This is a genomic window from Psychrobacillus sp. NPDC096623 (assembly GCF_044762655.1).
Taxonomy (GTDB): Bacteria; Bacillota; Bacilli; order Bacillales_A; family Planococcaceae; genus Psychrobacillus.
On sequence record NZ_JBIWER010000004.1, the window covers coordinates 180,200 to 194,495 of the forward strand.

The window sequence follows — 14,296 nt, forward strand, 5'->3', positions numbered from 1 at the left end:
CTTTGCGATTGTTTTTTTATACAATTCTTGACCTCTTGCATAAAATAATGGATGAAAGAAGGGATGCATGTATGTGTGGAATTACTGGTTGGATTCATTTTCAAAAGGATTTGAGAAACGAATTGTCAGCAGTTGTAAAAATGACAGGAACCTTAAAGAAACGGGGTCCAGATGACGATAATATTTGGAGTTCTCCGCACGCCGTGTTTGGACATCGTCGACTCACAGTAGTAGATCCTGTTGGTGGAAAGCAACCAATGACCAAAAATTATCAATCAAATGAATATACACTAACGTATAATGGAGAACTATATAATACGGAGGATCTCCGAAAAGAATTATTGAAACGTGGGCATACTTTCTCTGGTCATTCAGATACCGAGGTTTTATTGACCTCCTATATCGAATGGAAGGAAAAATGCGTTAACTATTTAAACGGTATATTTGCATTTGCTATTTGGGATCAGTTGGAACAAAAAGTTTTTATTGCACGAGATCGTCTAGGAGTTAAACCACTTTTTTATACCGAAAAAAATGGGGGATTCCTTTTTGGTTCTGAGCAAAAATCGCTTTTTGCACACCCTTCTATTTCACCAATCCTCAATAGAAATGGCCTTGCTGAGATTATTGGATTAGGTCCATCGTATACCCCTGGTTCGGGTGTATACAAGGACATAAAAGAATTACGCCCAGCCCATGCATTAAGCTTAACTCGGAACGGGCTCCGGACTTGGCGTTATTGGAATGTAGAAAGCAAGGAGCATACAGATTCTTTAGACGAGACAATTGAAAAAGTTCGATTCCTAGTAACCGATGCTGTAGAAAGGCAGCTTGTATCAGACGTACCTCTTTGCACTTTCCTTTCTGGTGGTTTGGATTCTAGTATTATTACATCCATTGCTGCCAAATCCTATTCACAGGATTCTATATCCCCACTGCACACATACTCCATTGACTATCAAGACAATGACCAGCATTTCCAAGGAAACACCTTTCAGCCTTCAAACGACCTCCCTTGGATTCAAAAGGTGACAAACCATCTCGATACGAAACATCATTTCTCCATTATTAGCCAGCAAAAACTGGCAGAACATTTAAGAGAAGCTGTTCACGTGAGAGACCTTCCCGGAATGGCAGATATCGATTCTTCTTTACTATGGTTTTGCAGAGAAATAAAGCAAGACTTTACGGTCGGCCTATCTGGAGAATGTGCAGACGAAATATTTGGTGGCTATCCTTGGTTCCACCAGGTAGGAAATTCGGAAAAAGGATTTCCTTGGATACGATCTAGCAAGGAACGTTTTCAATTATTGAACGATAGTTGGCAAGGTAAATTACAAGTAGAAGAATACGTTCAAAATGCATATAAAACAACTTTATCTGAAACTCCGCTATTAGAAGGAGAAACAACTATAGAAGCAAAAAGACGTGAGCTATTTTATATGAATATGACGTGGTTTATGACAACTCTTTTAGTTAGAAAAGATCGGATGAGTATGGGGGCTAGTCTAGAGGTACGCGTCCCATTTGCCGATCATCGGCTAGTAGAATATGCATGGAATATTCCTTGGGAATACAAAATGGTTGGTAATCAGGAAAAAGGTATTCTACGAAAGGCATTTGAAGGCAGTCTGCCATTTGATGTACTTTATCGCAAAAAAAGTCCATATCCAAAAACGCATAATCCTGTTTATACGGGTATTGTGAGTACTATGTTAAAAGAGCAATTGCAAGATAAAAGCTCCATTCTTCATGAACTCTTTCAAAAGCAGCGGTTGGCAGATTTAGTCGATTCAAATGGAGAAGCATTTAAAGTACCATGGTTTGGTCAGTTAATGTCTGGTCCACAGCTTCTGGCCTATTTGGTACAGATGCATATTTGGTTTAAGGATTATCAAGTACAACTGGTGGATTGAAGGTATTAATCAAACAGAAATTGGATAAAATCACGTTTCGAGAGTAAATCATTCCCTAGAGCAAGTATTCAATTAGCGAGAGCAAGTAAGCTAGATGACCGCGAATAATTGCCACTACAGAGATAGTAAACAATAAAAAAAGGGTTTACTCTGCTCCAGACAGAGTAAACCCTTTGTATTAGCTTGAAATTTCACGAAAATAAGCATCTATAAATGGCACTAGATAGTCTATGACCGCTTCATCAGGACTTAGCATTGGATGATGCAGTCCATACGCTGAGTTAACACCAGCCCAAAACAGCAACCCTGGTATTTCTTGTAGAAAATAACCAAAATCTTCGCCAGTCATAGCCGCATCACATAAAATCGCGTTAGTTGCTGGGTCTCGTTCTGCAAATGCCAAAAATTCATCCGCAAGAAAAGCATCATTTTTCACCTGATAATAAGATGAACCGTAGTCTATATGAATGGTACACTCAAAAGCAATTTCTGCTGCTCGACAGAACGACTCGATTCTTTCTTTAATAATTGTCATCGTTTCTGCATCCATTGTACGAATAGTGCCCTCTAACCGTGCATGACCAGAAATGATATTTTGCACGGTTCCTGAGGTAAACTTTCCAATAGTAAGGACTGCGGGATCCATCGGATTAACAGAACGGCTTACAATTGTTTGCAGTTGTAATAATAGAGTAGCGGCTGCGACAGACATATCTCGAGCTTGATGAGGAAATGCCGCATGCCCTTCCCTGCCAACTACGTCAATAAACAATTCAGAAGTATTGGCAAATAGTAAACCTGGACGAGTAGCCACAGTTCCAACAGAGTATTCTGGTGCTATATGGAAAGCAAATATTTTATCGGGCATCAATGCCGGTTGCTCTTTTTTCAACCATTCTCGCATAGGAAGTGCACCACCTGGACTTTCCTCTGCTGGTTGAAATAGAATAACTACATGATCTTTTACAGGGTTTTCTACTAGTTTTCTTAGTAAACCCAATGCCACTGTCATATGCACATCATGACCACAAGCATGCATTTTCCCGGGATGGCTGGATTCGAATGGAAGTCCTGTTACCTCTGTTATCGGAAGACCATCTATATCCGTTCGCCAGCCAATTGTTTGTGCCGGCTCGGTTCCCGCTATTTTCACAACAATACCTGTTTTCCAAATAGTAATGGACAGTCTATCCTGTGGAAGTGCACGGATCTGTTCCAATAAATAGCTTTGTGTTTTTACTTCTTCAAAACCTAATTCAGGTATGCGATGTAAATCTCTCCGAATATCTTGTAAGGTTTTCATCATCCACCAACTTATAACTGACGCAATTCTTGCATGATTTCCGTTTTCGATCTTGTTTGATCATCAATTTCTTTGATCACTTTAGCAGGTGCTCCAACTGCTACCGAATTTGGTGGGATGTCCTTAGTAACAATTGCACCAGCAGCTACAACCGAACCTTTACCAACTTTACAGCCTTCAAGAACTACAACATTTGCTCCTATTAATACATCATCTTCAATAATAACTGGAGTTGCAGAAGGTGGCTCAATTACTCCCGCTAGCACTGCACCAGCACCAATATGACAGTTTTTCCCTACGGTTGCACGTCCCCCAAGAACCGCACCCATATCGATCATCGTACCTTCTCCAATAACAGCACCAATATTAATAAGTGCACCCATCATAATAACGCTATTATCTCCAATACTAACCTGATCCCGAATAACTGCGCCTGGCTCGATTCGAGCATTTATCCCCTTCAAATCTAATAGTGGAATAGCAGAGTTACGACTTTCATTTTCTACTACTACATCTTCAATTTGATTTTTATTTTCATTTATAACGGTTTCAATTTCAGACCATTCTCCAAATAATACTAGGGAATTACCTTCACCAAACACCTTTGTATTTTCCCCGAAGGAGAGCTGATCTATCTCATTTCCTTTTATGTATACTTTCACCTGTGTTGATTTCTTTGCGTGTTGAATATATGAAATAATTTCATGTGCATCTAGTTGTTTCATTTTCCCTACCTCCTCAAATATGTGTCTATTCTACAGGAATTTTTATTAAAAATCACGAATTTAAATGCAATTATCAAAAATAAATTTGAAAATTCATATTTTCGAATAACTTCCAATCTACATTATCGTTTCCTTTCATACTCTGAGACAATTAAATATAAAATATGTTACAATCCAAGTAACAAACATGAAGGGACGATGGGTGGACAATGATTATATAATCTTATTTCTCGCATAATATTTGCTGCTTCGTGCAGAACATAATATTTTAAGCGCAAACGGAAATAGGATTAGTCTGCCCATTTTTCAGAACGATACGAATGATTTTCTCTACACTAATGAATGTGTAGCGTTTTTTCGTATATTTTTCATGGTCAGCAACATCCTTCCGTATTATTCGGAGGGATTTTTTTTATCCCTCCAAAAGGAGTTGTTTGTATGACATTATTAGGAAAACTAAATGATATAAGCGTCATATTTGGAGAGAATGAGGTATTACAAAATATAAAAGCTGATATCCCTTCAAATGTAGTTATTGGAATTGTTGGTGGAAACGGCGAAGGTAAATCTTCGTTGCTCTCCGTTCTTTCTAATAAAGCATTTCCTGCTAGTGGGAAGGTGGAGTGGATTGGGAATCCCCCTTCAATAAGTTACTTTCAACAGGAAGATGAGCACTTTAGTCAAACAGAGTATGAGCATGATGAATGGGCCTACTTCAGTAAATGGACGGTGCCAGAAGGAAGAGAATATTCCCACCTAAGTGGCGGGGAAAAGATGAAAAGAAGACTGTCTCGTGTATTTGCGGAGAACTCTCAGGTTTTATTGCTAGATGAACCTACTAATCATTTAGATCAAGAAAGCTTAGCCTTCTTAAAGAAACAAATTCTCTCCTACAATGGCACAATCCTTTTAGTTTCACATGACCGTTACTTCTTAGATGAGGTAGCTGATTATATCTGGGAAGTTGAAAATAAAAAATTGACGATATACGCAGGAAATTATTCGACTTATAGAGATAAAAAAGCCGAGAAAATCCTAACACAACAAAGGCTATATGACGCCCAACAATCAAAAATACAGCAGGTCGAGAAACAAATTACTGAGTTGAAAAACTGGTCCTCTAAAGCCCATGCAGACTCGACCAATCATGAATTCAACAAAGAGTATTACCGGGTAAAAGCGAAAAAAATGGACGTCCAGATACGCTCTAAAAAGAAACGACTAGAACTGGAACTTACCAAAAATACTGTAGATAAACCAGACGAAGAAAAAGATGTGTCGTTTTCCATAGAAGGAAACAAGAAAAAGGGTAAACGTGTCATAGAAGCAAAAAATCTGAGAAAAGAGTTCGGTAAAAGAACACTCTTACAGAACGCTTCCTTCACTATTCAGGCGAAGGAACGTGTGGGATTATTAGGTTCTAACGGTAGTGGAAAATCGACCTTTTTCCGTATGCTATTAGAAGAAGAAAGCTTCCAAGGAGACCTTTGGAAATCAGAATCTATGAATATTGGCTATTTACGTCAAACTGTTTTTGACTTACCTGAAGAACAAACGCCATTTGATTTTTTTGGACCAACTGATTTTGAGATGAGAGGACTTATCCAAACACTCATGACGAATTTAGGTTTTTCCAAAGAACACTGGTCACGACCTATATCAACAATGAGCATGGGAGAACGAGTAAAGCTGAAGCTAATGGAGTTCATGCTCGACCAAAAGGACGTATTACTGTTAGATGAACCGACGAACCATTTAGATCTTCCTTCACGTGAGCAATTAGAAAAAACACTATCTACTTTTCCAGGCACCATTTTACTCGTAACACATGATCGGTATTTCCTAGAAAAGCTAACGAACAAATTGCTTATTTTTGAAAATAAATCGATCCGAAAAATGGAAATGAACTATAGCGAATGGTTGCATAAAAACATTGAATCGTTACTTGAAAAAGAACTCTTAACACTAGAAACAGAACGGCAGGCCGTGCTCGGAGAACTTAGTTTTTTAAAGAGTAATGACCCTAGATATAGCAAGCTAGATATACAATTTAATGAACTAACGAAGAAAATAAATGAATTAAAAAAGAAATAATTTCGAAAGCAGCTCTTCCCCAAGAACTGCTTTTAATGTGTAGATTTCTAAGATTGTCGTTTCAAATCATGTTGTGCCGATTTCCCGGGAAATATGTCAGGATATGTGTTCTTTTATTTACTTTCGGCTGAAATGGACATATAATAAAGTAAATCCAATAAGAAAAGTAGGTTTTAAAGTGAAAACAATTCCGAAACCTCTCGTAATGATCAATCAATGGTCTATTGTTTTATCAGTTATCATTGCACTTCTAACGCAATCTGCGTGGATCTTGCTTATCCCGTTAGCCGCAAATTTATCGAGTTTATTAATAGGTTTTCACCCAATACTAATTGTGGCTAAAAGGTTTTTATCTAAACCTGCCAATCAATATATACAAGAAGACTATGCACAACTTAGATTTAATCAGTGGTTGGCAGTTGGATTTTTGCTCGTGGCTAGCATTAGCTTTTTCCTAAGCTGGTTGTTATTATTCAATATCGCAACTATCATGGTCGGTCTGGCTGCATCCATCGCAATAGCTGGGTTTTGCATCGGCTGCTTCGTCCGATTCCAATTTCAACAATGGAACTATCGCAGAAAAAATTCAGCAGTATAATTAGAAAAAACAGCCTTCCCATCAAACAGGAAAGGCTGTTTATTTGTCTTCAAATTCGAAGATACTTTTTAATTTACTTGTTCCTTCTTCGTCTAATCTCCCATAGGAATCGCCTTCAATAATCGTAGAAGTACCGTTAACTTCAAACCAAATATAATACTCCACTAACCGTTCAGGCATATTAACGTCATCCTCTAGAAAAAGGACTGCTTTTACATCCTCTTTTCTCGCCATTTGTGGCACTACATTTCTTTCCCATTCAATCTGTTCGAATGCTTGGCTTAACTTTTCAACTGTATTCAGATCAGCGATAATTATTTCATCTGCATAATTACCATCTACAGTTACCTTAAAAACATCTACTCTCGTCAGTTTTTCTATTGTTTCATTTTCAGTACAACCTACTAACAATACGATGCCCAGCATCATGAATAGACAAATTACTTTTTTCATCAATTCACTCCCCTACTGAAATCTAAAATCATATTTTTCCTTAGGCACATTTAAAGTATGCTTATTGATCATTACTGTATCATCGTCTACCCAAGAAATTTCTGCGGTATACTCTCTATAATTCCAATATATATTTTGGTCTTTCCATTCTTCTCGTTAAAGACAAGTTCGCCACGAATTGCATAGGAAGTTGTGGCTCCTCCATTTGTAACATAAGCTTTTAACGTATACCTCTTATCCGGTGATGATTCCTTCGTAAGAAATTCTCCCTTTGGAATATTTTCCATACTAACGAAAAATGTATACATGAAAATCCACAGTAGAACTACAATCAAAGTAATCGGTATGCTTACTACAAGGAGAATTATTTTTAGATTTCTTTTCATTCTTCGCTCTTTTTCCAATAATAATTTCTTCCAATCATTATAATAAGGATCCCCAGAATAATTGCTCCAACAAAAAATGGAGAACCTAGATTGCTTATACCATATTTATTGCCAGCGTACTCCCCATCTCTCGTCGCCTTAATAAATGTTCCATCATCCTCCTGTATAGCAATCGCTTCATCCGTGCTTATCCCTTGGATGGAATAATACTTAGTTCCTTTCGGATAGGCATTTGAGAAATTACCAGAGTAGTTTCCTTCTCTGTCCGAATACTTCGTTACATGACCAATTTTTTTGTCCACCTCATCGACCTGTTCAGTCGTGATTACATATAGGTAGTCATCCCATACGACAAATGCATATGCCCAATCTGCTAATGGTTTACTTGGAAATAGAATAGATAGAAATAATATAAAGCCAACACCAAATCGATAAGTGTTTTTATTATTCAAATAATAACCCCCTTAGAGGAGTGGACGTTTCATTTCCCTTTCAGTTCCACTATCTGTATTAAGAAAAAAAAGGCTATTCCAAAGTAGAAAACTACTTTGAAACAGCCTAGTCTTTATTCCCCTAAATCTACATTATGATAAACTTGTTGAACATCTTCTAAATCTTCAATTGCATCGATCATTTTCTCAAATTGTGCTTGAGCGTCTGCATCTAATGCAATATCGTTTTGAGCAAGCATTGTTAGCTCTGCTACTGTAAAGTCAGTGACTCCAGCTGCTCTTAACGCTTCCTGTACAGCATGGAATTGATCTGGCTCTGCATAGACGATTACTGCATCTTCCTCTTCTAAAATGTCGCGTGCGTCAACGTCGGCCTCCATCAATATTTCTAATACATCATCAGCAGTTTTACCTTCTAAACCAATAACTGCAGTTGCATCAAACATATAAGCAACCGAACCACTAACACCCATATTACCGCCATTTTTACCAAATGCAGCACGTACATCGGATGCAGTACGGTTTACGTTGTTTGTTAGTGCATCAACGATGACCATAGAACCGCTTGGTCCAAACCCTTCGTAACGAAGCTCATCAAAGCTTTCTTCGGATCCACCTTTTGCTTTTTCAATCGCTTTATCAATAATATGCTTAGGCACACTGTATGTTTTTGCACGTTCCAGTACTACTTTTAATGCTTGGTTAGAAGTAGGATCAGGCTCACCTTGTCTTGCAGCAACATATATTTCACGACCAAATTTCGCATAAATACGACTAGTATTAGCGTCTTTGGAAGCTTTCTTTTCTTTAATATTATTCCACTTACGACCCATAAGTCCCACTCTCTTTCGCAAAGCTAAATTTTATACTGTAATATTATACATGAAACCCATATAAACTAGCAAAATAAATACATTAACTTCCAGTAACATGCTATTGATTCGGATATAATTCTTGTAGAAATGCTATAGATTGGGTAATCATTTCCTTTAGAACATCTACTTCTATATCATCGACTTTGTTTATATACACGCATGATTTTCCCGTCGTATATTTTCCAAAGCGTTTGAGCGTCTCTTCTCGCGTTGTATCACCTGTTGCAAAATACAAACTGATTTTTGCTTTTCTCGGTGAAAAACCTACTAAAGGGGCATCCCCCTCATGACCAGAAGCGTATTTATAATGATAACTACCAAACCCAATAATGCTTGGCCCCCACATTTTAGCTTCATAACCGGAGGTCTGCTCAAAAATTTCTAATAGCCTGTGTGCATCCTCCCGTTTCTTTGGACTATCAACAGCCTCGATAAATTCTATAACATCCACATCTGTCTCTTTTGTCTTCGCTTCGTATTTAGCCAATTTTTCTTAGCCCCTTTCGATAACTACTTTTTATAATAAGCCCGTGAAACGAGTAGTCCAACCACTCCTAGAACTATAAATAATGATGCCTTAACAGCTACAGATACAAATGAAATATCGAACAAAATGATTTTTGCTAACGTCACAAACAGAATACTAACACCGACGTACTTACCTTGTGGCAAAGAAAAACGACTTAATACCATAAATAGTATAGCCACGATAATCCATAATGAACTAGTGATGACTCGCTCCATATTGCTACCAATATCCCCTGAAACTAAAGTAGCAATCATATGCAAGTAGTAGAGAATCATAATCGCAACAAAAGATACACCAATATTTAAAAATGATTTATCTTTAAATATCCTTGTTAGCAAATAGACTCCATACACTGTACCTATTAAAAATACCGTCCAGTGTAGCATCTCCCATGATAACCAACTCGTAATCGAAATAGGTAGCACATAGTAGACAGCCATGAAATAACTAATACTCATAAGAACTAGGTGTAAAGTATGTTTGAATTTTTTATATACGAAGTAGTATATAAAGCTCAATCCTATTATTCCTTCAAATAGTAAATTGTCTATTTGGAGCTGCATTATATTTAGCAATGCAACGGATCCACTCGCAATAAAAATTGGTGCACGTATGGGATCTTTTTGATATACATAATAACAAATTCCATAGACGATCGTAATAATTGTCATTAGAACTGTCGCTTCATTATCCGTGAATATTACACGAATCCATAAAATAGATAATAGCATTACTGAAAATAGCGTATATGCTTGTTCCTTTAGAAACTGCTTCGTCTTCAAAAGACTCACAAATAATGTAATATGTTGAACGAATATAGGAACCATTGCGATCCATTTATATACCTCAGGTACATTTGTGAAAACAAAAAAAGCTATTAATGCCACCTGCAAAAAAATGATCGAAATATAATATAAAGCCTTGTATGAATATTTTAGGGCAATCCATAGAAATACTGTAAAAAGTACCGTCTCGTAAAAAGAGAACAATGGAATATTTGGTGACGTACTTTTTATTAGAAATGGAACAAATACGCCCCCAACTATAGCAACAATACCAATACCTTGTGAGCGGTACTTATACGTTAGAAATACTCCTAAGGTAATCCAAATAAGATTGGAAATAAAAGCTACTGTTGGTCCAGATATATTATACAGCTGATGCATTGCAAAAGTGGTCAACATTAAAATAGGTATAGACCCGCCAAGAAGCATATGCCCTAAATTCTTTCGACTTACTTTAACCTGCCAAATACCTAATGCGATTAATGCAAAACCAACGACATAACCAATTATTACTTTTACGATTGGTTGTAAAAATCCGTAATCCGACACTGCTTTGAATCCCCAAATTATTCCTATTATAAATACGACAATAAATAAGGGAGGTAGTATTTTCTGGAAGATAAGTACGTCCCATTCAACAGGTTGTTTCACTTCTTCTTGCTGCTGTATGATAGGTCGCTCTGGCTGAGAGATATTTGGTTTAGTATGTATTTGCTCTTCTAAAAATCGAACCCTTTTTTCTAACTGCATTATTCGCTTTTCAAGAAGTTCATCTTTTTCCATTCTAGCCCTCCTTTTTCAATATGTTCTACTCATACTATTAGACAAATATTGAAAATATCCTTTAACTGCATTGATAATTGATTATAAACGAAATGAAGAGCTATCATTTAGATAGCTCCTCATTTCGTTTAAATGGTTATGTCATTTTTTCATAAACCTTAATTGAGCCTCCAAAGGGACCGTAAGTAACAGCTGAATTCACCCAACCATAGTTTTCATAGTACCCTTCTAAATCACTAGATAAATATAGCTTTTTATACCCTAGCTTTGCAGTCACGTTCAGCCCGTGTTCTAAAAGAATTTTACCAATCGACCTTCCCCTATACGTCGGTTTCACATATAAGCAAGCTAACCATGGAAATAAATCTTGTCTGCTATTAATATCATTTCTAAGTAATGCATATGTACCAATAATTTCATTGTCCTCTACAGCAATATAAAATCTTGGTATAGCATCCTTTTCCGTACTTGAATGTCTCATACAGTCTTTGTAAAAGTCATAGTTCGTTTCATTTCCCCATTGCTCCCAAAATACTTTCACTGATTCCTCAAACAAATCAGATCGTTTTTGGATATTCAAAATTTCCATTTTAGCACCCCTTTTTATATCATCTTCATCTTCTTTCAATATATAATATAAGATACTTAGTTTCCATAGGATGGTGAAAAAAGTGAGAGATCGTGGAGCAACTATTATTATTGAGAATGGCCAAGTAGCACTCATTAAACGAACGAAACCTCATATGACGTATTACGTGTTTCCGGGAGGAGGATTGGAAAACGGAGAGACTCCTGAGCAAGCAGCGATTCGAGAAACATATGAAGAGATTGGCGTGCATGTAAGAATCCAACGTCCTTTTAAAATTCTCGAACAAAGTGGCACACAACACTTTTTCCTAGCTGATATAATTGGCGGAAAATTTGGTCCCGGAATTGGCGAAGAATATACGGATCCATCTCCTCAAAGAGGTGGCTACGAACCTATATGGTTAGACATCAAAGACCTGTCATCACTGGATGTACGTCCTAAAGAAATTACCGAACTTATTACGGAAAATTAGACCGTCCAAGGTGAGCATAAAATGACAGGATAACTTTCAGACCTTCTATTAAGATACATATAAGGAGTGAAGCCAATGGGATGGGTAGAGTCGATACAACAAGCAATAAACTATATGGAGGATCATTTACTAGAGGATTTAACGATGGAACAAATTGCGAAAGAAGCGCATTCTACTGTTTTTCATTTTCAGCGTACCTTTTCCATATTAACGGATATGTCCATCGGAGACTATATTCGAAGAAGACGTCTAACTTTAGCAGCGCAAGAATTGCTGAATACGGACAATAAAATAATCGATCTCTCCTTCAAATACGGCTACGACACTCCTGAATCCTTCACAAAAGCATTCCGTAAACAACACGGGATAACGCCTAGTGAAGCAAGAAAAAAGATAGGGAAAATAAATTCCTATAACCGCCTGATCATTCAGGTAAATTTGAAAGGGGCAGAACCGATGAAGTATAAAATTGTAGAAAAAGAAAGCTTTCAAGCTGTCGGAGTGAAAAGAACGTATAACTGCAAGAATGGAGAAAATACACAAGGTATACCTTTGTTTTGGGATGATGTAAATGCAAATGGGACAGATGATTTGTTGTTCCAACTAAATAATGGAGGAATCGAAGGTGTACTCGGGGTTTGCGTTGCAGACGAAGCATATCAAGAGAATAGCTTAATTGATTATTGGATTGCAACAGATCATGTAGGAGAAGTACCAGAAAACTTATCAGCTATTACAATTCCAGCTTCTAAGTGGGTTATGTTCGAGGTACACGGTCCTATGCCAGATGCTATGCAGGATACATGGAAACAAATATATTCTGAGTGGTTTCCTTCCAATCCGTATGAGCCAGCAGGAACACCAGAGCTAGAAGTGTATTCCGATGACGATCCTTCTAGCGCAAATTGTTATTCAGAAATTTGGATACCGATTAAATAATAGCTAACAACAGGACAATTATTATTATTCGTGAAAATTAGCACCTTTTATGCTAATGTCAGTATATGAAAAAACTTATCCCTCTTTTACTATTACTGGTTGTTGTATTTTTAGCATCAGGACAAACAGCTGAACAGCAATCTTTGCAGGAGATCTTAAAGGCATGGCTCCCTAACAAACCATTAGAGTCTTTTCTCAGTCTTATTCAGATTCCATATTGGGGTATTGAAGTTTCGGTGAAGGAACGTGGGTACTATGCTTTTGTAGAGTTTTTAATAAGAAAGGGTACACATTTCATTTATTTTGGAATAATTGCTTTAGTCATCTATATTACGTTGCCTAGATTTAAGTATCGTAAGTTTACAGTAGTTGTGATCACTATGTTACTTGCTGGTGCAGATGAATATCGTCAATCTTTTACAAGCGGTCGGACTGCTTCTTTCCAAGATGTTATGTTGGATACATCCGGGGCGATTGCTGCGTTATTATTGGTGACATTAGCTCAATGGTTAAAGCATAGAAAAAACGTTAACCAATGACAGGGTTAACGTTTTTTAAGCATCCTAATATTTATCATGTATGTATAGGATATTTCAATGCATTTTTCTCCATTTTTTGCTGTGCAGCTTCTATTAAGTCAATTCCAAGAACGTCAGCAAATTGTAAAAGATAAATGAATACATCCGCTGCTTCATCAGCAATTGCCTGTTTGTCTTTTTTGATTGCTTCCTCTGCAGTAATCCATTGGAAATGCTCTAATAGTTCACTTGCTTCTAATGAGACCGAAATAGCTAGGCTACGAGCATCAGGATTTTCTCCCCAACCTCGTTCGTCCCGGAACTTCTTTATCTCTTTAGTTAGTTCTTTCATATCTTTTGCCCCCTTACGCTTTTTTCAAGACTAACTCCATATGCTGTTCTTCATAATAGGTTTCTCCTACCTTTAATGCCATCTCTTCTGTCCCAAAGACGTTAAAGCCTAATTGAAGATACAGATTCTTTGCTGCCTCATTACTTGATACGACAGATAGGTTTATCTTTTCAATCTCTTTACTTTCTTTTGCTTGTTTGATTGCCAATTCCATTAAAGCTTTGCCTATACCTTTTCCTCTGCCAGTTGGACTTACATACATAGCGAAAATATTAGCACGATGCTTCATCTTCAAGCTATCCTCCTGTAAAAGAGTGACCATCCCGATTAATCTAACTTGATCGAACGCCCCAAACGTATAATTTCCTTTTATCTTAAAATTGTTCTTCACTCGTTCAATTGGATTGTCCCGTTGAATCGCTTCTTCATAGCTAGTACCAAATGCTTCTGGACTGTTTTGCAGAGCCTCTAATCTTAACTCCCAATATGCACCCGCATCTTCAGCTACTAATTGTCTATATTCCATC

The 14,296-nt window shown here is 37.2% G+C and carries 16 protein-coding genes and 1 pseudogene; 6 read left to right on the forward strand and 11 right to left on the reverse strand.

From position 1 onward, the window contains the following. Window positions 1-71 precede the first annotated feature (71 nt). On the forward strand, window positions 72-1,916 hold the full coding sequence (gene asnB / locus ACIQX2_RS12995; protein ID WP_402851001.1) for an asparagine synthase (glutamine-hydrolyzing): 1,845 nt from the start codon (window positions 72-74) through the stop codon (window positions 1,914-1,916). Between the two features lie 178 nt (window positions 1,917-2,094). Here the strand turns inward: asnB and ACIQX2_RS13000 are convergent, their stop codons facing one another. Both ACIQX2_RS13000 and dapD read right to left on the reverse strand, forming a co-directional pair. Next, complete coding sequence (locus ACIQX2_RS13000) at window positions 2,095-3,219, reverse strand: N-acetyldiaminopimelate deacetylase (RefSeq protein ID WP_402851005.1); 1,125 nt, start codon at window positions 3,217-3,219, stop codon at window positions 2,095-2,097. 11 nt (window positions 3,220-3,230) lie between these two features. Then, complete coding sequence (dapD, locus tag ACIQX2_RS13005; RefSeq protein ID WP_402851008.1) at window positions 3,231-3,944, reverse strand: 2,3,4,5-tetrahydropyridine-2,6-dicarboxylate N-acetyltransferase; 714 nt, start codon at window positions 3,942-3,944, stop codon at window positions 3,231-3,233. 438 nt (window positions 3,945-4,382) lie between these two features. Here dapD and abc-f point away from each other — a divergent pair, with 438 nt between their 5' ends. Both abc-f and ACIQX2_RS13015 read left to right on the forward strand, forming a co-directional pair. Next, on the forward strand, window positions 4,383-6,038 hold the full coding sequence (gene abc-f / locus ACIQX2_RS13010; protein ID WP_402851011.1) for a ribosomal protection-like ABC-F family protein: 1,656 nt from the start codon (window positions 4,383-4,385) through the stop codon (window positions 6,036-6,038). Window positions 6,039-6,216: 178 nt separating this feature from the next. Continuing rightward, window positions 6,217-6,636, forward strand: coding sequence for a DUF4395 domain-containing protein (locus tag ACIQX2_RS13015; RefSeq protein ID WP_402851014.1), 420 nt, complete (start codon window positions 6,217-6,219; stop codon window positions 6,634-6,636). Between the two features lie 39 nt (window positions 6,637-6,675). On the opposite strand, the gene ACIQX2_RS13020 is transcribed toward ACIQX2_RS13015, so the two are convergent. The 7 genes and pseudogenes from ACIQX2_RS13020 to ACIQX2_RS13050 all read right to left on the reverse strand — a co-directional run bounded on the left by ACIQX2_RS13020 (window position 6,676) and on the right by ACIQX2_RS13050 (window position 11,488). Continuing rightward, window positions 6,676-7,089 carry a hypothetical protein gene (locus ACIQX2_RS13020; RefSeq protein WP_402851017.1) on the reverse strand — a complete coding sequence of 138 codons (414 nt, stop codon included), beginning with the start codon at window positions 7,087-7,089 and terminating at the stop codon, window positions 6,676-6,678. A gap of 12 nt (window positions 7,090-7,101) precedes the next feature. After that, window positions 7,102-7,475: pseudogene (locus tag ACIQX2_RS13025) on the reverse strand (DUF5412 domain-containing protein). Next, window positions 7,472-7,927, reverse strand: a complete 456-nt coding sequence (locus tag ACIQX2_RS13030) for a hypothetical protein (RefSeq protein WP_402851020.1) — start codon at window positions 7,925-7,927, stop codon at window positions 7,472-7,474. The pseudogene ACIQX2_RS13025 and the gene ACIQX2_RS13030 overlap by 4 nt, the downstream one beginning before the upstream one ends. Before the next feature lie 113 nt (window positions 7,928-8,040). Then, window positions 8,041-8,760: a YebC/PmpR family DNA-binding transcriptional regulator gene (locus ACIQX2_RS13035; RefSeq protein ID WP_340777454.1), complete on the reverse strand. Its 720-nt coding sequence runs from the start codon at window positions 8,758-8,760 to the stop codon at window positions 8,041-8,043. 100 nt (window positions 8,761-8,860) lie between these two features. Next, complete coding sequence (locus ACIQX2_RS13040) at window positions 8,861-9,289, reverse strand: DUF1801 domain-containing protein (protein WP_402851025.1); 429 nt, start codon at window positions 9,287-9,289, stop codon at window positions 8,861-8,863. Window positions 9,290-9,312: 23 nt separating this feature from the next. Continuing rightward, a complete protein-coding gene (locus ACIQX2_RS13045) occupies window positions 9,313-10,899 on the reverse strand; it encodes a DUF2339 domain-containing protein (protein WP_402851028.1) in 1,587 nt (528 codons plus the stop codon). 136 nt (window positions 10,900-11,035) lie between these two features. Next, complete coding sequence (locus ACIQX2_RS13050; RefSeq protein WP_402851030.1) at window positions 11,036-11,488, reverse strand: GNAT family N-acetyltransferase; 453 nt, start codon at window positions 11,486-11,488, stop codon at window positions 11,036-11,038. Between the two features lie 82 nt (window positions 11,489-11,570). On the opposite strand from ACIQX2_RS13050, the gene ACIQX2_RS13055 reads away from it, so the two are divergent. From ACIQX2_RS13055 to ACIQX2_RS13065, 3 genes are all read left to right on the forward strand, one after another. Beyond that, window positions 11,571-11,960, forward strand: coding sequence for an NUDIX hydrolase (locus ACIQX2_RS13055; RefSeq protein WP_402851033.1), 390 nt, complete (start codon window positions 11,571-11,573; stop codon window positions 11,958-11,960). Between the two features lie 75 nt (window positions 11,961-12,035). After that, entirely contained in the window at window positions 12,036-12,899 is an 864-nt protein-coding gene (locus ACIQX2_RS13060; protein ID WP_402851036.1) for an AraC family transcriptional regulator, read from the forward strand. 65 nt (window positions 12,900-12,964) lie between these two features. Continuing rightward, window positions 12,965-13,438, forward strand: coding sequence for a VanZ family protein (locus tag ACIQX2_RS13065; protein ID WP_402851038.1), 474 nt, complete (start codon window positions 12,965-12,967; stop codon window positions 13,436-13,438). 34 nt (window positions 13,439-13,472) lie between these two features. Here ACIQX2_RS13065 and ACIQX2_RS13070 read toward each other — a convergent pair whose 3' ends face one another. Together ACIQX2_RS13070 and ACIQX2_RS13075 are read right to left on the reverse strand one after the other, a co-directional pair. After that, window positions 13,473-13,769, reverse strand: a complete 297-nt coding sequence (locus ACIQX2_RS13070; protein WP_402851041.1) for a nucleotide pyrophosphohydrolase — start codon at window positions 13,767-13,769, stop codon at window positions 13,473-13,475. A gap of 13 nt (window positions 13,770-13,782) precedes the next feature. After that, window positions 13,783-14,295 (reverse strand): GNAT family N-acetyltransferase, encoded by a 513-nt coding sequence (locus ACIQX2_RS13075; protein WP_402851044.1) that lies wholly within the window; start codon window positions 14,293-14,295, stop codon window positions 13,783-13,785. Window position 14,296: the final 1 nt, after the last annotated feature.

Excerpts from the sequence above, each read along its gene's own strand:
- asnB (WP_402851001.1), top strand. The coding sequence starts at position 72 with ATGTGTGGAATTACTGGTTGGATTCATTTTCAAAAGGATTTGAGAAAC.
- ACIQX2_RS13000 (WP_402851005.1), bottom strand. The coding sequence starts at position 3,219 with ATGAAAACCTTACAAGATATTCGGAGAGATTTACATCGCATACCTGAA.
- dapD (WP_402851008.1), bottom strand. The coding sequence starts at position 3,944 with ATGAAACAACTAGATGCACATGAAATTATTTCATATATTCAACACGCA.
- abc-f (WP_402851011.1), top strand. The coding sequence starts at position 4,383 with ATGACATTATTAGGAAAACTAAATGATATAAGCGTCATATTTGGAGAG.
- ACIQX2_RS13020 (WP_402851017.1), bottom strand. The coding sequence starts at position 7,089 with ATGAAAAAAGTAATTTGTCTATTCATGATGCTGGGCATCGTATTGTTA.
- ACIQX2_RS13035 (WP_340777454.1), bottom strand. The coding sequence starts at position 8,760 with ATGGGTCGTAAGTGGAATAATATTAAAGAAAAGAAAGCTTCCAAAGAC.
- ACIQX2_RS13045 (WP_402851028.1), bottom strand. The coding sequence starts at position 10,899 with ATGGAAAAAGATGAACTTCTTGAAAAGCGAATAATGCAGTTAGAAAAA.
- ACIQX2_RS13050 (WP_402851030.1), bottom strand. The coding sequence starts at position 11,488 with ATGGAAATTTTGAATATCCAAAAACGATCTGATTTGTTTGAGGAATCA.
- ACIQX2_RS13060 (WP_402851036.1), top strand. The coding sequence starts at position 12,036 with ATGGGATGGGTAGAGTCGATACAACAAGCAATAAACTATATGGAGGAT.
- ACIQX2_RS13065 (WP_402851038.1), top strand. The coding sequence starts at position 12,965 with ATGAAAAAACTTATCCCTCTTTTACTATTACTGGTTGTTGTATTTTTA.
- ACIQX2_RS13070 (WP_402851041.1), bottom strand. The coding sequence starts at position 13,769 with ATGAAAGAACTAACTAAAGAGATAAAGAAGTTCCGGGACGAACGAGGT.
- ACIQX2_RS13075 (WP_402851044.1), bottom strand. The coding sequence starts at position 14,295 with ATGGAATATAGACAATTAGTAGCTGAAGATGCGGGTGCATATTGGGAG.